The organism is Enterococcus sp. HMSC078F03 (assembly GCF_001811595.1).
Lineage (GTDB): Bacteria > Bacillota > Bacilli > Lactobacillales > Enterococcaceae > Enterococcus > Enterococcus faecalis.
In genome coordinates, this window is sequence record NZ_KV805602.1 from 1 (window position 1) to 21516 (window position 21516).

The window sequence follows — 21516 nt, forward strand, 5'->3', positions numbered from 1 at the left end:
AGCAAAAATCCAAAGTGATTTTTGTCCCACGCTCCTTTTTTTATTTTCTCGTTAATTTTACGACAACTTCACAACGAGCGGTTTGTGGAAACATATCAACAGATTGTAAATAGTTTACTTGATATACTTTGGCTAATTGAACTAAATCACGTGCTAACGTGGATACATTACAAGAAATATACACCATTTTCTTAGGTGGTTGTTTCAAAAGGGCCGTTAATAATTTACGATCCAAACCAGTCCGTGGGGGATCAACTACAATGGCATCAGGTTTAAAGCCTTCTTTGAACCATTTAGGTAATAAGTCTTCAGCTGTTCCAACAGCATAATGTGTGTTCGTAACACCAAGTCGTTTTGCATTGAATCTAGCATCGTCAATTGCGGCGGGAATGGTATCCATACCACGAACTTGATGTGCTTGTTTCGCTAAACTTAAGCCAATGGTCCCGACGCCACAATAAGCATCAACAACAGTTTCATTTGGTTGTAAATCTAAGGCCTTGATTCCTTCATTATATAAAATTTCCGTTTGTTCTGGATTCAATTGGAAAAATGCTCGCGGCGATAAATCAAAGACAACGTCGTTAATGTGTTCTTCAATGCTTTCTTTGCCCCATAAGTGAAGGGTATCATCACCCATTACTAGAGAGGTTTTTTTATTTTGAACATTTTGCATAATAGAAACAACTTCTGGTAATTGTTCATTAATTGCGCGAACCATTTTTTCTTTTTGTGGAAATTTCTGCGATTGTGTAATGAACACTACTTGGACTTCGCCAGTTTGGATGCCCACTCGAACCATTAATGTTCGAAAGATACCACTATTTTTACGTTCATCATAAATTGGTAATTGAAAGTCATTCAATAAATCAACTAATGTATTCATCACCTTGGTTGTCGCAGGCTGTTGGACCAAACAGTTATCAATCGGTACTAATTGATGTGAATCAGCTTGATAGAGACCAGCTTCTACTTGGCCATCGATTTGGCGTAATTGGAATTGGGCTTTATTTCGATAATTCCAAGGATTCTCCATCCCAATTGTTTTTCGTAGTTCATAGTTTTGATAATTGACTGGTTTAAATTTGTTAAGCGCCTGCTTCAATAAATCTTTTTTAAAGTCTAATTGTGCTTTGTAGGCTAAATGTTGTAGTTGGCAGCCGCCACATGTTTCATAGACAGGACAAGGAGGGACCACGCGATCTTTAGCAGCTTTTTTGACAGATTGAAGGGTTCCTTCAGCAAATTTGGGTGTAACATTTGTGATTGTGGCAGTCACTTCTTCTTTGGGTAGCGCCCCAGGAACGAAAATAATTAATTTTTTATAATAGCCGATACCTTCGCCATTAATTCCTAATCGTTTAATTTTTAAAGAAATTTGTTGGCCTTTTTTTACTAGTTGTTGGGTCATATTCTTTCATCCTTTAGTCATCTCACATTTTTCACTTCCTCCCATTTTAGCACATTTTTATTTATTTGGCTTCCAAGGATTCTATGGTATAGTAGAATATATGTTCTGATTTAGAGGGGCAGGAGAATAAGATGACAACAATCACACGAATTAGTAAAGATAAAGGTGAATTTTATCTACTTTGGCTATCTTCAGGCGAAAAACTGCGTGTCTCGGAAGATATTTTAGTACGGCAGCGTCTGCTAAAAGGCCAAGAGTTATCAGATACTTTAATAGAAGAAATAAAAAAAGCCAGTTCTTATGATGTCGGGTTACAAATGGCGATGAATTACTTAAGCTATCAATTACGTTCAAAGAAAGAGATTTTTACTTATTTAAAAGAGAAAGAAATTGTACCTGAAGATCAAGTAAAAATCGTTCAACGTTTAGAAGAGCTACGGTTGTTGGATGATGCAATTTTTAGTGAAAGTTACGTACGGACAGCTATGCGAACCAGTGATAAAGGACCACGAAATGTGGCACAACAATTAAAGCAAAAAGGCATTAGTGAAGAAGATATTCAGCATGGCTTGACCTTTTATACGTTAGATGAACAGCTTAATGTTGCCACAGCAACTGCAGAAAAGGCCATGAAACGCTATCGAACTAAAAGTTTTAAAGATGCACTACAGAAAACGCGTCTGCATCTGATGCAAAAGGGCTTTACAAATGAAATCATTGATCTAGCTTTGGAATCTTTAGCTTTTGAAAAGGACGAAGAACAAGAACAACAAGCGTTAAACAAGGAAGGCGAACGTTTATGGCGTGCTAATCAGCGATTTGATTTTTCTAAAAAAGTCCAAAAAGTCAAACAAAGCTTATTCCAAAAAGGGTTTGACTATGATTTGGTTCAGCAATTTATTAGCGAAAAGGAAGTAGAACATGACGAATAAAGAGCCTTGGGAGGCGTGGAGTCCCGAAAAAGTTAGTTCATTCCAGGAAGATTTTTTAGCTTGGTATGAACGAGAAAAACGCAATTTACCTTGGCGAGCGAATACAGATGCGTATCGTATTTGGATTTCTGAAATTATGCTACAACAAACTCGCGTAGATACAGTCATTGATTATTTTTATCGATTTATGGAATGGTTTCCGACGATTCAAGATTTAGCGGAAGCGCCAGATGATAAGTTGTTGAAAGCTTGGGAAGGGTTAGGCTACTATTCACGAGCACGTAATTTAAAAGTGGCAGCGCAACAGATTGTTTCAGAATTTGGTGGGAAAATGCCTGACACAATCGAAGATATTCGGAGTTTAAAAGGAATCGGCCCCTATACGGCTGGTGCAATTGGCAGCATTGCTTTTAATCTCCCCGAACCAGCAATTGATGGTAACGTCATGCGGGTAGTGAGCCGTTTATTTGAAATTGATGCAGATATTGCAAAAGCGAGTAATCGTAAAGTATTTGAAGCGGCGATGCTTAAAATCATCGATCGTGAGCGTCCAGGGGATTTTAATCAAGCCTTAATGGATCTAGGCTCAGCCGTCTGCACCCCAACTTCACCTAAGTGTGAAAGCTGTCCGCTTCAGCAATATTGTGCGGCCTATCAGGCAGATAAAATGACCGCTTATCCAGTTAAATCAAAAAAAGTTAAGCCGAAAGATGTGTATTATGTCGGCACTATTATTGAAAATAAAAAGCAAGAATTTTTATTAGAACAACGCCCTGAAACCGGTTTGTTAGCCAATATGTGGCTGTTTCCGATTGAAGAAATTAGCAAAAAACAATTTCAACAATTGCAAAAAATGGCGCAACCAGCAGAAACGGAAAAACAATTAACTTTAGAGTTAGAGCCTGTAACAGAGCCTTTGGTCGCTGAAGAACCTGTCAATGTTTTTGCTGACTATGAAACAGTTGTCTGGCAAAAACGTGCCTTAGGCGAAGTCGTTCATATTTTCAGTCATTTAAAATGGCATATCTTAGTCTTTTATGGCCGAAATACAGGCGAATTAGCCACACTAGAGTCGCAGCGATGGGTGGCAGCACAACAATTTTCAGAGTATGTTTTTCCAAAACCACAGCAAAAAATGGTGGAATTGTTCAAAAAAGAACACAAAAATAAATAACAAAAAAGAGAGGCTTTTAAACAAACAAGCCCCTCTTTTTTGTTTCCTCTAGGTTATACCCCTATATAAATTCTGCTATGTTTAGTTTTGAAGGGGACTGGTAAGATAGACTTGTCTCTTGTCTGCTTAGAGGAGTAGTAATGATGGTGGAGACTTTTCAAGAGAGAGGAAGTACAGCCAATGAGTAGGAAGCGAAAAATCAGCTTAATTAGTTTAGTCATCATTTTGTTTTTTGTCACAGTCGGCTCAGCATACTTTGCTGTAGCGGGTAGCTATTTAAAGAAAACGATTGATAAAGGCTATGTCCCCATAAAAAATGATTATACTGAAGCGCAAAATAAAGATAGTCAATCGTTTTTGGTCATGGGTCTAGACAATACAATTGAACGGAAATTAGGCACAACTAGGACTGATGCTATGATGGTGATTACCGTGAATAACAAGACGAAGAAAATAACCTATTTAAGTTTGCCACGGGATAGTTTTGTTCAAATTGATGCGAAAAATTACCAAGGGATGCAGCGAATTGAAGCCGCCTATACCTACGATGGACCAACAGCTTCTGTTAACACAGTTGAGAAATTATTGAATATTCCAATCAATCATTACGTTGTGTTTAACTTTTTATCTTTTATTAAGTTAATTGATGCAGTTGGCGGCATAGATGTCAATGTCAAGCAGGCGTTTGATGGTGTCACCAAAGACGGGCCAGGATCCATTCATTTTGATGCAGGGAAACAGCATTTAGATGGTACGAAAGCTTTATCTTATGCCCGTGAAAGACATAGCGATAACGATATTATGCGTGGATTCCGACAACAAGAAATTATTCAAGCAGTTGAAGACAAGTTGAAATCTGGTCAATCAATCATGAAAATAATGGACATTATTGATTCGTTAAATGGAAACATTCAAACTGATGTGGATTCCAATGAATTGACTCACTTAGTCAAAGAAGGTTTGACTTGGACCAATTATGATAAACAACAGCTTTCTTTTGACTGGCGCACTTTTAGTAATGAAGGGCGCAGTATGGTTGAACTATATCCAGATAGTATTGAAAATGTCCGTCATCAATTACGTGTGTCTTTAAATTTAGAAAAGCCAGATGAACGAGATCAAGACGGCTATGTCTTCCATACGAACGGTGAATTTTTATATCAAAGTGATTATACCGTTCAAGATGAAGCAGCTGAGGAAAACGAAATGACTTCCATCAACGGCAATACGTATATTGGTGTTCCTGGCAATACACAGACTGGCCCGTTGCCATCAGTTAAAACGGAAAATGGCTTTATAAAATAATTTATTTTCCAAGTCTAGAAAATCCGAACATAACAGATTAAGTAATCCGCTTACTTATTATTCTTCTAAGGAAAAAACGAAGGATTTTAGCAAGAAAACAGCGTATCATTTGATATAAACCCAACATTCCCTTTATAATGAAAGTAACAAGCAAATTTTTGTTACTTAGAAGGGGAAGGGAGCAAGGAGTTATGTTTAGTTATACAGATACCATTTTGTCAATTATGCAAAGAATTGAAGTATACAACGAAATTTTCAAAGCCATCTCTAAAGAAGTTCAAGAATACGGTTGTAATCAGGCTGCACATCGGAGAGGCCGTGATACTTATATGTTTTGCCGAAATAATGTGAATCGTTTTTTTACAGAAGAAATGATGTTTCGTAAAAATTTAGAGCCGTATTATGATAAAGAAGCAACGAAAATCTTGCTAGAAGGATTAGATACGTATAAAGAAGGAGTATTTTTCTGGTTAGAGGCATTAAGTGAATCTTGCCAAGTGACAGATGAATTGAAATATCAATTAGGAATCCGCCAAAAAGAATCCTCTTATTTATTAATTAATCAAGCTTGTAAAGAAGCCTGTGAGGGCATTCAAAGCGCTCATAGTGTTCATAAGATGTAAAAAGTTAGGGATAGCTGTCAATCTGGCAGTTATCCCTAACTTTTTTATTTCAATATCATCTGATAAGCATAACGTTCGCCATCGTTAACATCTAAAATCACGTCACCTTGATAAACAAAGCCAGCTTTTTTAATCAGGTGCTGCATAGCGAGATTTTGTGGATGTGTATCGATTCGAATATCAGTAGCACCTTGCAAACGAGCGGCTGTAATCAGTAAGCGCAAAAGCACCAAGGCCAGTCCTTGACCTTGAAAGGAACTTTTTAGAGCAACACGGTGAATTGCTGTATACGTAGCTTGGGAATGAGGTTGCCAAGAACCATTAAAAATCGCTTCATAAGCAGGATCAATCTCCGAACATAAAACACCAACGCCTGCCAAGGCATTATCAACCATTAAAATATAGCAAGTTTGCTGGTCGATATCTTTTGCTAAAATTTCTTGATTCGGGCCATCGCCGTTTTGCCATTGGGGAATGCCACTTTTTTGTAAGGTGCGGCGTCCATCTTCAATGATAGCAAGGATGTCAGGCAAATCAGAAGGTTCTGCTTTTCTTAAGTAAACAGTCAAAAAATATTCCCTCCTCTTAGAACCCTGTCGTTGTTTTCAATTGGTAAATTTTTGAAGGGCGGCCAATGCCAACGGGACGTTCACCTAACTCTTCAAAATATTGTGTCATGGCTTTTTTAAAATTTGAATGGTCAATGCTGCGATAATCAACGCCGAGGAACTTTGCAAAAACTTTACGGGCTTCCGTAATGGTGAAATCTTTTCCTAAGACTTGAAGCACTTGCGGTTCATGTTCCATCTTATCAACAACACGATTAAACGCCTTAATTATAATTTCACTATGGTCGAAGGCTAATGTATCTTTACCAAGAGAGGCCGCTGTTTTCAAGTCTAAAGTAATTTCCACATCTTCATGAGATAACGTGATGTGTTGACCATGCCGTTCAAGATTGAACCAGTGGACTTCTTTGGCATCGTCGCCAGCAATTAAAGGTTCTTCACCAATAAAGGCTAAATAGCTGACTGTCACGACCCAGCCACGAGGATCTCGATCTGGGCGACTAAAGCTGTGTAATTGTTCAATATTTTCTTGAGAAATCACCACACCAGTTTCCTCTTTTGTTTCTCTTAAAACACTATCTTCAGTAGATTCGTTACGATTAACAAAACCGCCAGGAAGCGCCCATGAGTTTCTAAAGGGATGACCTTTACGTTGAATCAGTAAGACTTTTAATTGATCAGCTTCCTTGTTGTAACAAAGAAGAACCATATCAACGGTTAAAGAGGGTTTTTCATATTCAGGTAATTCTTGTTGATGATACCAAGTTAAAAACTCTGCTAAGCTGGCTTGGCGTTCATAATAATTTTTTTCTTCGGCTTTAGAAGCAAATCGTGGCACAATTGCTCCTCCTTTCAAAAAGAAACATGGTTTTCTTTTATTGTATCATTAAGTGGCTGAAATACAATATTCAAGCGTAAAAAGAAAAGCAAGCCTGGGACAAAAATCACTTTGGATTTTTGTCCCAGGCTTCTACTATAAGAAGTTTGTTCTAAACGTTGTTTATTGTGTTAATTCTAATAATTTATTTTTCAAATCTTCTTCCATATGGCCAAGCTCGATTTCGGCAGCTTGGCGTTTTTCTTTTCCTTCTTGTTGAATACGTAATGTTTCTTGGATAGTTTCAATTAAATCATTTTGTGTTTTTTGTAATGTTTCAATATCGACTAGGCCACGTTCGTTTTCTTTTGCTGTTTCAATTGCAGAAATTTTTAGCATTTCTGAATTTTTCTTCAGTAAGTCATTGGTGGTTTCAGAGACTTGACGTTGAGCAGTCACAGCATCTTTTTGACGGAGTAAGGTCAAGGCGATGACTACTTGGTTTTTCCATAACGGAATCGCTGTATTCACCGATGATTGAATTTTCTCAGCCAAAGCTTGGTTAGTATTTTGGATTAAACGAATTTGTGGGGCTTGTTGAATCGTAATTTGACGAGCCAAGCGTAAATCATGGGTTCTTTTTTCTAAACGGTCTAGGAATTGGTTATAATCATTAACAATTTGGACATCCATTTGATCCCCAGATTCTTCCGCTTTTTTCATGGCTTCAGGGATAATTTGCGTCCGTAGTTCTTCTGCTTTTAATTCCCCAGCGGCAATATAGATGTTTAAGGCATCAAAATAATCTTTATTTTTTTGATACAATTGATCTAACATGGCATTATCTTTTAAAAGACCATCTTTTTCATGGGTTAATTTGACAGCAATTTTGTCAATTTGCGCACCAATTTTTTGATATTTGGCGGTAATTTCGTAAACGGATTGTTTGACTTTACCTAACATTTTTTGAATAAAGTTGCCTTCGCCAGCACGTAATTCATTGGGATTGGCTTCATTTAAACGAAACATTAAATCGGTCAGTGAATCACCAACAGGACCAATGTCTTGTGCTTGAACGTGGTTTAACATCGCTTGCGAAAATTCGCCAAGTTTGATTTGGGCATTTGAACCATAGGTAATTACTGCTTGTGAATCTTGAACGTCAATTTTTGAAGCTAACTCTTTTGCTTGGGCTTGACGTTCTTGTGGTAATTTATCAATTAAACGAGGAGCTGCTTGCTGTTCTTTTAACTCAGATAGTTCATTTTGTTGCGTTGGTGTTAGTTCATCCATTGATGAAAATGGATTACTTAATAAATCGTCCAATGTATTGGTTACAGATGTTGTTTCTTTGGGTTGTTGCTCAGTCATTTTTTTTCCTCCCTAATGATTATTGCTGGTCTTCGTTTACTTGAGGTGATTCCTCAGTTGCAGCTTTTTGCGACAAGCTGCTTTTAGCGATCGACATTTCGACATCTAAATCGTCTAAGTCATCGGAAACGATTTCCTCATAATCATTTTTAACTAATTTTGACAATTGGTCAATGATTTGTGCGCTTTCTTCTAATTTTTCATACGTTTGTTTGTTTTTTACTTCATGTTGTTCGATTTCTAAATGTTTACTTGTTAAGTCAACGATATTTGGTAAATGTGTGTAGAGAAAGTGATTGGCTAAGTGTAACTTTTTAGGTTCTTTCACTAACTCTTTAAACAGAGCTTTAGAAACCTTCGTTGTATCATTACGTAAGTCAATCGCCCGTAATTTAGTTGAACGATTCATGTTTTCTTGTAATTGTATGATTTGTTTTTTGGCTGTGCTCATTGTACTTCTGAAAAAATCAATTTCTTGTGGAGATAACCCCAACTCACGATAATGGGCTTCTTTATCTTTCGTTAAGTAAGGCATTTGATCGCTCTTGTCGGCGGCATTTTTCTTTTTTCGATAGAGAACGAATACTAAAAAGCCTACCAGAATCACAAAAGCGAAGAAGCCATATTCTCTAGCGACAGCAATGATTAAGGCTCCTAAAAGAATATAGCCAATCAGTAATTTTGTATTTAATTTGTTCATTTATATAGTTCCTCCTATCTATCTAATCCTCGAAAGAGTCAGCTCTCGTTACAATAGTTATTTTAGCATACTCTGTGAGAGAAAAGACATACAGCGGAAGATGTATTTTATGATTTAGTGAAATCCTAAGAAAAAAAGTATAAAACGCAAAAAAAGACCCGTCCTAATTGGGGGTAGGACGGGAAAGGAGTTAAAAATGAAAAAGTGTTTTGTTAGGGTTGTTTGTTGGTATGCTTAAATAATACAAGGAAGTTGTGAATTTTTTATGTCTATTTTTTTTCGAAAATGTAATTTTTTTCTAAAGCAATAAATTTTTTTCTTTGAAAAGGGTTTAACTAGAGAAGAAGGGGTGCGATTTTTATCATTTTAGGGTATGATAAACAAGAAAGGTTGGTGAAAGATATGTTAAATTATGAGGACTTCGAAGAAAAAACACTTCAACGTCGAGAAATTTTTAAAGGAAAGATTATTGATGTTTTTTTGGATGACGTGGCTTTACCGACAGGCGGCACAGCTAAACGCGAATTGGTTTTTCATTCAGGCGCAGTAGCTATGATTCCGTTAACCGCAGAAGGAAAAATCGTCTTAGTTAAACAATTTAGAAAACCCTTGGAACAAGTGATTTTAGAGATTCCGGCGGGAAAAATTGATCCTGGAGAAGAAAATCAATTGGAAATGACGGCTATGCGGGAATTAGAAGAAGAAACTGGGTATCGTGCAGGTCAGCTCACCTACATAAATTCAATGTATCTGTCACCAGGATTTGCTAACGAAAAATTGGCTCTCTATTTGGCAACGGATTTGCAGAAAGTCGAAAATCCGCGTCCTCAAGATGAAGATGAAATCTTGGAACTTTACGAGCTAACAATAGCTGAAGCCAAAGCAGAAGTGGCAAAGGGCACGATTTGTGATGCCAAAACACTTTTTGCTATACAATACTGGGAATTGTATTTACTGCAGAGACAGTTTAAGGAGGACACGCAATGAGCAAAGGTCCGTTAGTCACTCGGACAGAACTTCGCAAACGCAGAGAAGCAGAAGAAAAAGAAGCAGAACGTCGTCAGCAGGAAGAACAGAAGCTGGCGGAAAAAGCGTATAAGCGAAAAGAAAAAGAAATTTCGACGTTTTATCGTAAAGAAAAGAAAAAACAAAAACCGATCAACAAGTCACGAGTAGGAGAATACTCGAAACGTCGAGAACGGAGTACTTGGTTAAACAAGGCAATTATTATTGTAGCGATTTTATTAGCCGTTGTGGCGTATATCGTTTTGAATTTATAGAAAAGAGGAATCACTATGAAAATTGGAATTATTGGAGCAATGGATCAAGAGGTCAAAATTCTAAAAGAAAAATTGACAGACACGATGTCATGGGAACGAGCAGGCGCTTTATTTGTTTCTGGTTCGTTAGGAAGACATGAGGTGATTGTGGTTCGTTCAGGAATTGGTAAAGTGGCCTCAGCTGTGACGACGACTTTATTGATTCATCAATATGGCGTAAATATGGTGATTAATACAGGTTCTGCTGGTGGTATCGGTGAAGGACTAAAAGTCGGCGATTTAGTCATTGCAGACAAATTAGCTTACTTTGATGTTGATGTCACTGGTTTTGGTTATGCCTATGGACAATTGCCTGGTGGTGTGCCTTTGTATTTTGAAACAAGTGAATACTTGCGGATGGAAATTGCGAAAGCTGCTGAAAAAACTGGTTTAGCTATTCGTAAAGGATTGATTGTTACTGGAGATACTTTTGTGGACAGCGCTGAGAAAATCGCCAAAATTAAGAAAGAGTTTCCTGAAGCCTTAGCTTGTGAAATGGAAGGCGCAGCAATTGGCCAAGCGGCTTCACAGTTCAATATTCCATTCTTAGTTGTACGGGCAATGAGTGATACAGCAGATGGCGAAGCAACTCAAAGCTTTGACGAATTCATCGATGAAGCTGGGAAAAAATCAGCCGAAATGGTTATTCATTTTGTCGAAAACTTAGTTTAAAAAGAGAAAGAAACAGCCATCATTTCATCAATGAAATGATGGCTGTTTCTTTCTGAGTTATTGTCATTTAATGGAAGGTTTTTAAATACTGTTCTTTTTGTTTACGCGTTAATTTTTTAAAGGCGGCTTCGGCTTTGGTGGCCGCGCTACGTGTTTCAAATTTCTCTGTATGAATCATTTTGACTGGCCGTCGTTTGGCTAATCGAGTATATTTTGCACCAGTTCCGCTATTATGTTCGGTTAATCGACGTTCTGGCTCAGTTGTATAGCCACCGTAAAAGGAACCATCTTGGCAAAGTAAAACATAAAAATAATGGGATTTCTTATTCTCCATAAAGCATAGCCTTCATTTCTGCTTCGTATTCGTTCTTTTCATTGTATGTAAAAAGAGGTGGTAACACACGAAAACCGTCTTTTTTGCCTTGTTTAATGCCTTCAATTAGTAAAACATTAGCTTCTTTGCCTGGCTTCGGATAAACAAACCGAGCTTTTTTCGGCGCAATATTGGCGTTTTCCATGGCATGTAAAATATCCAGGAAACGATCAGGACGATGAACCATTGCGAGGCGACCATTTGTTTTTAATAAATCCGCCGACACAGTGACCACTTCTTGAAGAGACGTGTGAATTTCATGACGGGCAATCGCTAAGTGCGGGTTTGGATTTTTTTGGCTAGTTGGTCGTTCTTTAAAGTATGGGGGGTTACATAGTACTAAATCGACAGAATCTTTTTTGATGACCTCTGTCGCTTGTTTTAAATCACGTTCATACATCGTTACTTGTTTTTCCAATTTATTTAATAGAATACTTCGTTGACCCATATCTGCCAAACGAGGTTGTAATTCGATTTGGTCGATCTTTGCAGCTGTTTTCCGACTAACGAAGAGGCCGACCGCGCCATTGCCAGCACACAAATCGACAATCTTGCCTTTTTTTGGTAGTTGCGGAAAATTAGCCAATAAGACTGCATCAATGGAAAAAGAAAAGACTTCTTTGCTTTGAATAATTTGAATATCATCCGCATATAATTGATCAATCCGTTCGCCGGATAATAACATAGATTAAGAACCTCCAACTTTTCATCTGATTGTTCATGTATTATACTACTTTTAAACCCGTATGACAAAATCTGTTCCCTAGATTAGTGGGGGCATGTTATTTCTCTGATTGATAGAAGTAAAAAAAGCTTGTCAAAAGGTAGAGCTTTCGGCATACTAGAAAGCGGAGAGAAGAAAGGAAGAAAATTATGTTTTTTACATTTATGCGTGGCGTGGTTCGCGTCATTTTATTTGTGATTAATGGAAATGCACATTATGAAAATAAAGAAAAATTACCAAAAGACCAAAACTATGTCTTAGTTGCGCCGCATCGAACATGGTGGGAACCGCTGTATTTAGCTGTTGCTGGCAGTCCTAAGAAGTTTAGCTTTATGGCAAAAAAAGAGTTGTTTAAAAATCCTGTTTTACGTTTCATTTTAAAACATGCGAATGCGTTTCCGGTGGATCGTGAGAAGCCCGGTCCCAGCGCGATTAAAACACCTGTCAAAATTTTAAAAAATTCTGATTTAAGTTTGATTATGTTCCCTAGTGGCACGCGTCATTCCTCAGAATTAAAAGGTGGGGTAGCCTTGATTGCTAAAATGGGTCGAGTACCTATCGTGCCATCTGTTTATCAAGGTCCGTTAACTTTAAAAGAGTTGTTTAAACGTAAAAAAGTAACGGTTCGTTTTGGGGACCCAATCGATATTAGCGATATTAAAAAAATGGATAAAGACGGTTTAGCTGAAGTGGAACGTCGGATGCAAGAAGCATTTGATCAGTTAGATAAAGAAATTGATCCAACTTTTAAGTATGATTCAACAGAAAAAGAATAAAACAAACCGCTATAGAATAGGTATGTTACTGGCAGGTAGTCTCATCAAAAGATGATGCTTCCTGTCTTTTTTCTTGCGTTAAGAAAAAAGTTTGTTAAAAATCTAATTCTTCTGTCCGATTTTCTTAAAAAATACCAGAAATTTGTTATAATAATAAGAAGGACTTTTTTAGGCGGTGAAAAAATGAAATTTTTACATACAGCAGATTGGCATATTGGCAAAAAATTACATGGTTTTGATTTGTTGGCAGAACAAAGAGAAGCCTTTAAACAAATCTTAGCAATTGCGAAAGAAGAGCAAGTGGATGCTGTTGTGATCGCTGGAGATTTGTATGATCGCTCTGTTCCAGCGGTTGAAGCAGTCGAGGTTTTTAATGAAATGATGATTCAAATGAATCTCAAAGAGCATTTCCCCGTGTTAGCTATTTCGGGAAACCATGATAGCAGTACTCGTTTAGAAACAGGAGGCCCTTGGTTTAACCAAACGCAATTTCATTTGAATACGCGTTTAGAACAAGCCTTTCAACCAATTGAAATCGACAATACCCAATTTTATTTGTTGCCTTATTTTGAACCGATTGCGGCTCGCTTATATTTTGAAGATGAAACGATTCGAACGATTCAGGCGGCGATGGAAAAAGTTGTCGCGAAAATGCAGGAATCTTTTCTCCCCAACAAAAAACAAGTGTTAGTTAGTCATTTTTTTGTCGCTGGCAGTGAAAAAACTGATTCTGAAACAAAATTAACAGTGGGTGGTTTGGATGTTGTTCCAACGGCTTTGTTAGAGCCTTTTGATTATGTCGCGTTGGGCCACTTACATGGAAAAAATGCGTTGCAGGCACCTAATGCTCGATACAGTGGTTCGCCTGTAAAATTTTCTTTATCAGAAATGACACAAGAAAAGGGTGTTTGGCTTGTTGAAACAGAAACTGAAGTTCATTTTCAATTCCGTGCTTTGAAACCATTACGAGACATTCAACAATTGACGGGCTCGTTTCAGCAGTTAACGGATCCCGCTTTTTATCAAGAAGTGAATCGGGAAAATTATTTACATGTCCAATTAACCGACCGAGCGATCATTCCCAACATGATGAATCAATTGCGAAAAATTTACCCCAAAATTATTGGGTTGGAACGTTTGAATGGTCGAGAAACAAGCAACGGAAATCAGAAAAAAGTGGTACAAATAGAACAACGTTCACCAGAAGAACATCTGCATGACTTTTTTAACGATGTGACAGGAGAGGCCTTGACAGAACAACAAGCACAATGGGTCCAAGAAGAACTGAGTACACTTAATCAATTAGAAAGAGGGAAGTAACAGGATGAAACCATTATCTTTAACATTGAAAAACTTCGGACCGTATATTAATGAAACCATTGATTTTACGAAGTTTGAAGATTCTTCACTTTTTCTAATTAGTGGAAAAACAGGGTCTGGGAAAACAACGATTTTTGATGGAATGAGCTATGCTTTGTTTGGTGAAAGTTCTGGAAAATTACGTTTAGGCAAAGAAATGCGTTCCACATTTGCTGACCCCTCAGAAGCCACTGAAGTTACTTTGCTTTTTAAACATAACGAGTATCTCTATGAACTGAACCGCCTTCCCGAACAAGAACTTTTTAAAAAACGTGGCACAGGAGTCCGTAAACAAAGTGCCAAAATTTCTTTAATTGTCAAAGATGCTCAAGGAAAAGAACTACGAGCCTATTCTAAAAGACGTGAAGTGGACGAACTCATTCAAGAATTATTGCATTTAAATGCCAATCAATTTGCTCAAATTGTATTGTTACCACAAGGAGAGTTTCGGACTTTTTTAATTGCTAAAAGTGATGAAAAAGAAAAGGTTTTGCGTAATTTATTCGGAACAGAATTGTATCAGTTGTTCAGCGAAAATTTAAAAGAACGCTTAAAAATTGCCAATCAAGAGATTCAAGAAACCCAGCAAAAAATTGAACTGAAAACAGAACAGTTGCATTGGTCAGAAGAACCTGAACCGACAATGACACTTTTTGAAAAACTTCAATTATTAGAAAGCCAACAACAAGAGGCTCAGCAACAACTATTAGTTGAAAGAGAACAAATTGCAACCTTAAAACAAGCCAAACAAGCAAAAGAGCAAGTTCGTTATGCTATTGAAGAACGGCAAAACTTGCAACAGCAAAAAGAAGAATTACTGGAAAAGAAAGCAAAACAAGCTGAACAGGAAACCGTCATTGAGCGGCTAAAGGAACAGATTCAGCAATTAAAATGGAGCCAAAAACAGCAATCTTTAGCTGAAAAAGTCTTTGAAAAACGAAGCGAAAAACAACAAAAAGAGCAAGAAACAAAGTCCAAACAACAAGCTCTCATGGAAACGCAACAAGCATTGACGGATTGGCAAGCAATCATGAGTGAGTTGGAAGAACAACAACCATTGATTGCTGAAAAACAAGAACGTCTTCAAACGATTCAACGTCAATTACCACAATACCAAGAATATGAACAGTTAGCCCAACGAAAAATAGCAGAGCAAGCCAATTATCAAGCCATTCAAGAAGAGTATGAATCTTGCCAACAGGAAAAAATAACATTAGAGGATAAAGTGGCGACAGCCAAACAATTTATTGAACAAGAAGGAACACTTGAAAAAGCAAATTTTGAATGTTCTAGTGTAGCAGATCATTGGCAAAATTTTGTAGAACGTTGGCAAAAAAATCAAAAAGCTTGGCAAAAAATTAGTCAAAACCAAGCGGAATTGCACGAGTTGACACAACGGTTTGCAGTTGAACAGCAACAAAAAAGCGCCGAAGAAGCGAAGTTGCAGACAAAGAAAAGTCAATGGGCCTCTTTACAAATCCAACGATTAAGCTTGTTACTTGAAGAGGGGGCACCTTGCCCAGTTTGTGGCTCTTTAGAACATCCAAAGCAACAAACTCATCAAGAAGTTTCCCTAGAAGAGATTGATCAAGCGGAACGGGAATTAACGGAAGTTGAAAAAACGGTTCAACGATTTACTGAAACGCTCTCTGCATTAGGGGCGGAAAAGCAACAGAAAGAAAGCCAATTACAAGAACAGGAAGCTGCGTATACTGAGGAACAAGAACAATTAGCAGCCCAGTTTGCTGACTTGCAGTTGCCGTTAACAGGACTAACTTTTTCACAAGTAACACCTGCAGAAATTGCGGAAGTTGAGTCGCAATTAGCTAAAGAAAAACAACGAATAGCACAAAAACTAACGGAAATTTCAGTCGAAAAGGACCATCTAGCGGAACTAGAAGAACAAGTAGCTGAAAATTCCCAACGCTTTGAAGTGCTCCGACAACAAGTAGAAACAATGCAACAAAGTCTGGAAAGAATCACTATCCAGCAGCAAATGATTGCTAGCCAATTATTGGATGCAACCGTCACATACGAAGAAATGACCAAACAACAAACTTTGCTTCAAGAAGAACTCTCTGCATTTGAACGTCAAAAAGAAAACGTGACGACACAAGGAGAAACCTTGAAGAAAGAAGAAATGATCCTTGAAAGTACCTTGACGCATTTGGAGAAAGAACAACAAACACTTCAACAAACAGTCGCGCAACTTGAGAGTCAGTTAAACGCAATTTTAACGGAACAAGGAGTGACAGAGGACCAATTGACGGAGTGGTTGAAAGAGGTACCGACACTAGAAAGTCAGCAAGAACAAATTTCTTTATTTGAACAAGAGCAAACCCAACTGACTATCCAACTCGCTGAAATTGAGAAAAAATTATCTAGTGATACGTTCCCAGAATTATCTTTAATCACCACAGAAATTGAACAAATAACACAACAAATTGAAGAACAAGAAAAAAAATACTATCAACTGCATGAAAAAATGCTGAACAACCAACAGTTGGTTCAAGAAATTAATGCGCAAAGAACAACAATTGAAGACAAGTTTGAGGAAGTTGCTGCACTACAACAGTTGGCAGATACGGTGAATGGCAATAATCCTAAAAAAATTAGTTTTGAACGGTATATGTTACAAACGTATTTAGAAAGAGTGCTGACAGTCGCTAATCAGCGTTTAGACCGCCTGACCAATAGTCGTTATCAATTTGAATTGAATCACGAAGCAGGCAGTTATCGGAATCAAACGGGGCTAGAAATCAATATTTATGATGACAATTCAGGGACGGTGCGCAGCGCTCACACGTTATCAGGCGGGGAAAGTTTTATAGCAGCGTTAGCTTTGGCACTTTCTTTAGCAGAAGTGATTCAAGAACAAGCAGGCGGAGTCTTAATTGATGCGTTGTTTATTGATGAAGGCTTTGGTTCCTTAGATGAAGAAGCATTGGAAATGGCAATGGAGGCGTTAGAAACGATTGAAAATGAAGGCCGCATGATTGGGATTATTAGTCATATTGGCGAATTAAAAGCACGAATTCCACAACAATTACAAATAAAAAGCAATGGGAATGGTCAAAGTACCGTTCACTATCAGCTAGCTTAGTAGAAGAGGAGGTGAGTCGATGAAATGGAGTATTCCAGAGCGAATCGTTGAACAAGGGCGCGAATATATGCAAGAAGGCCGGGTCTTATCTATCGTTCAAAATCCAGAAAAAAGGATCTGGTTGTCTGAGGTTTTAGGGGAAGAACTTTATCTTGTTGAATTGGATGGTACCGCCAAAGAACAAGATGTTTGTGAATGTCAATATTGGATGGAACATGGCTATTGCAAGCATACAGTGGCAGTTGAACTGGCACTGAAACAACGAGGCGTGTCAAGAATTATTCAAGCGAATCAAACAGTCAGTTTTGAGAAAACAAATCGATCAACAGCTGAAATGTTTACAAAAGGCTTTGCCAAATTAAGCAAACCTTCTGCCGAAGTTCCCTTGCAGCCTTTACGTTTAGAATTTCATTTAGATGTGATTGAAACGAATAATTACTATCCAGAATTATCAACGATTGGTCTTTCTTTAAAAATTGGTTTGGAAGGCACCAAACCTAAAACATATATTGTGAAAAATATTGGTGATTTTTTACAAGCATATGAAAAAGAAATGACTTTTATGGTGAATAAACAACACCAATTTACTTTGCTACATGATTCTTTTTCAATGGAGATTCAAGAAATTTTAACAGAACTTGCGGCAATTTATCATACCAGCCAATTATTAGGTGCAAACGGTATTCAAGTTAAAGGGAAAATCGACAAACGTTATCTATTATTACCAATTGATCGCAGTCAATCGTTAGTTGAAAAAATGAATCGAACGGGTCAGTTTATATTGATCAATCAAACTCATAAGTATCGCTATCTAACGTTCAAAGAAACCAGTTTGCCACTTACGTTTACAGTGCAAAAAACCGAGGAACAAAGCTTCAAATTAACTATTCAGAATCCTATTACAACGTTTCTAGCCCACTATCACTGGGCGATTGCGGATCAAACGGTTTATTTACTAACAGAAGAGCAGGAAGCCATCTACACCACGTTACTTCAATTAATGAAACGCTTGGAAGAGCCGTCAATTATTTATGAAAAAGAAACAGTTTCTGATTTATTTAGTGAAGTGTTACCATTATTGGAAAAAATTGGTCGAGTGTCTGTTGAAGAATCAGTTGAAGAATTAGTCGTCCATCATCCTTTAAAAGCAGTCTTTATTTTTAAGAAAATTAAAGGTCGGATTAACGCTCGGATTGACTATCACTATGGAGAAGTCATTTTCTCGACAAACCCGAAATATGCTCAATTACCTGAAGTTAATCAAGAAATCGTTCGAGATAAAGCAAAAGAAACAGCAATTAAACAGCAATTTCAACAGTTTTCCTATCAGCAAACAACCACAGGCTTTGAAAAAGTCTTACCTGCTGGAGAGTCCTTGTATTATTTCTTTAAAGCCGAGGTTCCAGCTTTCCGTCAATTAGGAGAAGTTCGGATGGGACGGAAATTACGGGAATTGTATTTAGATGCCCAGCATCATCAACCAACGATTGAAGTTGCGGAAGGGGATTCTTGGTTAGATATTCGGTTTGATGTCACTGGCATTGATGAAACCGAAATCGATGCAGTCTTGACTAGTCTGCTACGTAATGATGCTTTTTATACGTTAAAAAGTGGTGAAATTCTTGCTTTTGACTCAGAGGAATTTTTCCATACAAGTGCAATTTTAACGAAGCTGCGAAAAAATATGCATCAAGAAGACAATGTCATTCATGTGCCCAAAAATCAAGGTCTCATGATCGAAAGTTTATTAGAAGACAACGAGCGGGCACATTTTTCAGATTCCTTTAAAAAAATGGTCACGGATTTAACGCATCCAGAAAACTTTGAAGCGCAAGTCCCCAAAACCTTACAAGCAACGTTACGCCATTATCAAGAAACAGGGTATAAATGGCTGAAAATGCTTAGCCATTATCAATTTGGCGGTATTTTAGCTGATGAAATGGGTTTAGGGAAGACACTGCAAACCATTACCTATTTACTTTCGGAAAAAGAAGAAGAGCGCTTGAAAGGGACAGCTTTGATTGTCGCACCTGCAAGTTTAACCTATAACTGGTTAGCCGAAGTCAAACGTTTTGCGCCAACCTTAAATGTTCAAGTGGTTTCTGGCAACCGCCAAGAACGAGCAGCGCTTTTACAAAATAGCACTGAAGATATTCTGATTACTTCTTATGCAAGTATGCGACAAGATGTTCAGCTTTATCAGGAAATGCGTGTCGGCTATTTGATTCTAGATGAGGCTCAAATGGTTAAAAATAGTGGGACCAAAACGGCGCAAGCCTTAAAAAGTTTAAAAGTACCGCAACGTTTTGCATTAAGTGGCACACCAATTGAAAATAATTTAGATGAACTGTGGTCAATTTTCCAAATGATCTTACCGGGATTGTTCCCAGGCAAAAAAGCCTTTCGAGAAATTAAGCCGGAAGAAATTGCCAAAATGATTCAACCATTCATTTTACGACGAGACAAGAAAACGGTGCTCGCAGACTTACCAGAAAAAATTGAAAATAATATGTACAGTGTCTTAACAGAAGAACAAAAAACGGTTTATTTGGCCTATCTAAAACAAATGCAAGCAGATGTTAGTCAAATGGATCAGGCAACCTTCAAGAAAAATCGTATGAGTATTTTAGCAGGCTTGACCCGTTTACGACAAATCTGTTGCGATCCGCGTTTGTTTATTGAGGATTACACGGGAGGTTCTGGCAAAGTGGAACAAGTCAAAGACTTTTTAGTGGCTGCAAAAGAAAACAATCGTCGTGTTCTATTATTTTCTCAGTTCACAAGCATGCTTTCTATCTTAGAAAAAGAATTGAATGAATTAGGTTTAGAGACGTTCTATTTACGAGGAAGTACGAAGCCCCAAGATCGGTTAACGATGGCGAATGCCTTCAATGAAGGAGAAAAAGATGTCTTTTTAATTTCATTGAAAGCAGGGGGAACCGGACTAAATTTAACTGGTGCAGATACAGTTATTTTATACGATTTATGGTGGAATCCCGCAGTCGAAGAACAAGCGGCTGGTCGGGCGCACCGCATGGGACAAAAAAAGGTTGTTGAAGTGTGGCGGATGATTGCAGAAGGAACGGTTGAAGAAAAAATGAATTCCTTACAGCAAGAGAAACGCGAGCTGTTCCAAAAAGTGATTCAAGGAAATGAAGAGCAATTAGCGAAAATGACGGAAGAAGATATTCGCACAATTTTAAGCATTGGAGAATAGAAAAAAACCTAACTACATTTCAAATTTGAAGCGTAGTTAGGCTTTTTTATTTTTAAAGATTAAATAATTTCTCCACAGTCGGACAAAGTTCAGTGAAACAAGTGACTTCTGCAAGGTGTGATGCAGGTTGGCAACTTGGTAGTTCACGAGAGCGGTGGTTAAACCAAAGAGAATGCCAGCCACCATTACGTGCGCCTACAATATCATTGTCATAACTATCACCAACATATAAAGTATGTTCAGGTTCCATACAAAATTGATTACAGGCTAAATCAAAAATTTCCTTTTCAGGTTTTTGAAAACCCGTACTTTGAGAAATAATGATATTTTGGCTTGGAACCCATTTTTCAAGATTCAATTGTTTAACTTTTTTAAATTGATGGTCTGTTGGACCATTTGTAATAATCCCCATCGGAATTTCCTTTTCTTGTAAAGTATCAAGAAGCTTAGTAACTTCTGGATGCATCGTAATATTATCCAATTCTTCTTCATAAACTTGTTGGAAAATTTTTCCTTCTTCTTGTGAAATTCCTGGATAGTTTAGATCCTTTAATGTTTCATTCATCCGGAAAAACCGCATGAAATCTAGGGACCATTCATTGGCTAAAACTTTCGGAAACGTTTCATCGCTGTGGTGTCTAAAACGAAGATACAATTCATGCATATCCTCTGTCGCAACGTTCGGGAAAATTTTAGTCATCGCATTTCGAAAGGGTTGTTGCTGATCGTACAGCGTGTCATCAACATCAAAAACAATGGTTCTCATTTAACAAGTGCACCTCTTAACTTTTTTACAAAACTTTTCATATGTTATATTGTAGCTGATATTTTCACAAATAAATAGAGTATTTTTCACTGTATTTCAAGGTTTTTCGCAGAAATCAAAGCCTTGCGGGAAAAGACAATTATAGTTATTTTTACCGAAAAAATGGAAACGATAAATGAAAAAATATTCTGATAATGAAAAGTTTGTGAAAATGATTTTGAGTCAAAGTTACTTAAATAACATGCGTTCTGATAGAAGTTAGAATTTTGCAAGAGACCGTCTTTTTCCGTATAATGAGTGAGAAT

19 protein-coding genes are annotated in these 21516 nt (G+C 37.5%); 11 read left to right on the forward strand and 8 right to left on the reverse strand.

Going from position 1 to position 21516, the window contains the following annotated elements; translation table 11 throughout:
* Positions 1–40 precede the first annotated feature (40 nt).
* On the reverse strand, positions 41–1411 hold the full coding sequence (rlmD, locus tag HMPREF2810_RS12560) for a 23S rRNA (uracil(1939)-C(5))-methyltransferase RlmD (protein ID WP_002382523.1): 1371 nt from the start codon (positions 1409–1411) through the stop codon (positions 41–43).
* 131 nt (positions 1412–1542) lie between these two features.
* Between rlmD and recX the strand changes: the two genes are divergently transcribed.
* The 4 genes from recX (at position 1543) to HMPREF2810_RS12580 (ending at position 5445) form a co-directional block, all read left to right on the forward strand.
* Entirely contained in the window at positions 1543–2343 is an 801-nt protein-coding gene (gene recX, locus HMPREF2810_RS12565; RefSeq protein ID WP_002382524.1) for a recombination regulator RecX, read from the forward strand.
* Entirely contained in the window at positions 2333–3517 is a 1185-nt protein-coding gene (gene mutY, locus HMPREF2810_RS12570) for an A/G-specific adenine glycosylase (protein WP_002367193.1), read from the forward strand. Before recX ends, mutY begins: the two co-directional genes overlap by 11 nt.
* A 180-nt stretch (positions 3518–3697) precedes the next feature.
* Positions 3698–4822 carry an LCP family protein gene (locus HMPREF2810_RS12575; protein ID WP_002368824.1) on the forward strand — a complete coding sequence of 375 codons (1125 nt, stop codon included), beginning with the start codon at positions 3698–3700 and terminating at the stop codon, positions 4820–4822.
* Positions 4823–4959: 137 nt separating this feature from the next.
* Positions 4960–5445, forward strand: coding sequence for a hypothetical protein (locus HMPREF2810_RS12580; RefSeq protein ID WP_002356444.1), 486 nt, complete (start codon positions 4960–4962; stop codon positions 5443–5445).
* A gap of 44 nt (positions 5446–5489) precedes the next feature.
* Here the strand turns inward: HMPREF2810_RS12580 and HMPREF2810_RS12585 are convergent, their stop codons facing one another.
* The 4 genes from HMPREF2810_RS12585 to HMPREF2810_RS12605 all read right to left on the reverse strand — a co-directional run bounded on the left by HMPREF2810_RS12585 (position 5490) and on the right by HMPREF2810_RS12605 (position 8902).
* Positions 5490–6014 carry a GNAT family N-acetyltransferase gene (locus HMPREF2810_RS12585; protein WP_002367191.1) on the reverse strand — a complete coding sequence of 175 codons (525 nt, stop codon included), beginning with the start codon at positions 6012–6014 and terminating at the stop codon, positions 5490–5492.
* 16 nt (positions 6015–6030) lie between these two features.
* Positions 6031–6852: an NUDIX domain-containing protein gene (locus HMPREF2810_RS12590; protein ID WP_010715412.1), complete on the reverse strand. Its 822-nt coding sequence runs from the start codon at positions 6850–6852 to the stop codon at positions 6031–6033.
* Between the two features lie 162 nt (positions 6853–7014).
* Positions 7015–8202 carry a toxic anion resistance protein gene (locus tag HMPREF2810_RS12600; RefSeq protein WP_002356447.1) on the reverse strand — a complete coding sequence of 396 codons (1188 nt, stop codon included), beginning with the start codon at positions 8200–8202 and terminating at the stop codon, positions 7015–7017.
* Between the two features lie 19 nt (positions 8203–8221).
* Positions 8222–8902 carry a 5-bromo-4-chloroindolyl phosphate hydrolysis family protein gene (locus tag HMPREF2810_RS12605; protein WP_002356448.1) on the reverse strand — a complete coding sequence of 227 codons (681 nt, stop codon included), beginning with the start codon at positions 8900–8902 and terminating at the stop codon, positions 8222–8224.
* Positions 8903–9304: 402 nt separating this feature from the next.
* Here HMPREF2810_RS12605 and HMPREF2810_RS12610 point away from each other — a divergent pair, with 402 nt between their 5' ends.
* From HMPREF2810_RS12610 to HMPREF2810_RS12620, 3 genes are read left to right on the forward strand one after another with little or no spacing between them, the layout of a single operon-like run.
* Positions 9305–9889: an NUDIX domain-containing protein gene (locus tag HMPREF2810_RS12610; protein ID WP_002367189.1), complete on the forward strand. Its 585-nt coding sequence runs from the start codon at positions 9305–9307 to the stop codon at positions 9887–9889.
* Positions 9886–10182 carry a cell wall synthase accessory phosphoprotein MacP gene (macP, locus tag HMPREF2810_RS12615; RefSeq protein WP_002356451.1) on the forward strand — a complete coding sequence of 99 codons (297 nt, stop codon included), beginning with the start codon at positions 9886–9888 and terminating at the stop codon, positions 10180–10182. The genes HMPREF2810_RS12610 and macP overlap by 4 nt, the downstream gene beginning before the upstream one ends.
* A 15-nt stretch (positions 10183–10197) precedes the next feature.
* A complete protein-coding gene (locus HMPREF2810_RS12620; protein WP_002356454.1) occupies positions 10198–10893 on the forward strand; it encodes a 5'-methylthioadenosine/adenosylhomocysteine nucleosidase in 696 nt (231 codons plus the stop codon).
* Positions 10894–10960: 67 nt separating this feature from the next.
* Here HMPREF2810_RS12620 and HMPREF2810_RS12625 read toward each other — a convergent pair whose 3' ends face one another.
* Both HMPREF2810_RS12625 and HMPREF2810_RS12630 read right to left on the reverse strand, forming a co-directional pair.
* Positions 10961–11227 (reverse strand): GIY-YIG nuclease family protein, encoded by a 267-nt coding sequence (locus tag HMPREF2810_RS12625; RefSeq protein WP_002356455.1) that lies wholly within the window; start codon positions 11225–11227, stop codon positions 10961–10963.
* Positions 11217–11951 (reverse strand): tRNA1(Val) (adenine(37)-N6)-methyltransferase, encoded by a 735-nt coding sequence (locus tag HMPREF2810_RS12630; protein WP_002356457.1) that lies wholly within the window; start codon positions 11949–11951, stop codon positions 11217–11219. Before HMPREF2810_RS12630 ends, HMPREF2810_RS12625 begins: the two co-directional genes overlap by 11 nt.
* Positions 11952–12139: 188 nt before the next feature.
* On the opposite strand from HMPREF2810_RS12630, the gene HMPREF2810_RS12635 reads away from it, so the two are divergent.
* From HMPREF2810_RS12635 to HMPREF2810_RS12650, 4 genes are read left to right on the forward strand one after another with little or no spacing between them, the layout of a single operon-like run.
* Complete coding sequence (locus tag HMPREF2810_RS12635; protein WP_002367188.1) at positions 12140–12766, forward strand: lysophospholipid acyltransferase family protein; 627 nt, start codon at positions 12140–12142, stop codon at positions 12764–12766.
* Between the two features lie 51 nt (positions 12767–12817).
* Positions 12818–14086: an exonuclease SbcCD subunit D gene (locus HMPREF2810_RS12640; protein WP_002382530.1), complete on the forward strand. Its 1269-nt coding sequence runs from the start codon at positions 12818–12820 to the stop codon at positions 14084–14086.
* Positions 14087–14090: 4 nt separating this feature from the next.
* Entirely contained in the window at positions 14091–17228 is a 3138-nt protein-coding gene (locus HMPREF2810_RS12645) for an SbcC/MukB-like Walker B domain-containing protein (RefSeq protein WP_002382531.1), read from the forward strand.
* Positions 17229–17247: 19 nt separating this feature from the next.
* Entirely contained in the window at positions 17248–20445 is a 3198-nt protein-coding gene (locus HMPREF2810_RS12650; RefSeq protein WP_002382533.1) for a DEAD/DEAH box helicase, read from the forward strand.
* Between the two features lie 52 nt (positions 20446–20497).
* Here HMPREF2810_RS12650 and HMPREF2810_RS12655 read toward each other — a convergent pair whose 3' ends face one another.
* Entirely contained in the window at positions 20498–21211 is a 714-nt protein-coding gene (locus tag HMPREF2810_RS12655; RefSeq protein WP_002356474.1) for an HAD family hydrolase, read from the reverse strand.
* Positions 21212–21516 lie beyond the last annotated feature (305 nt).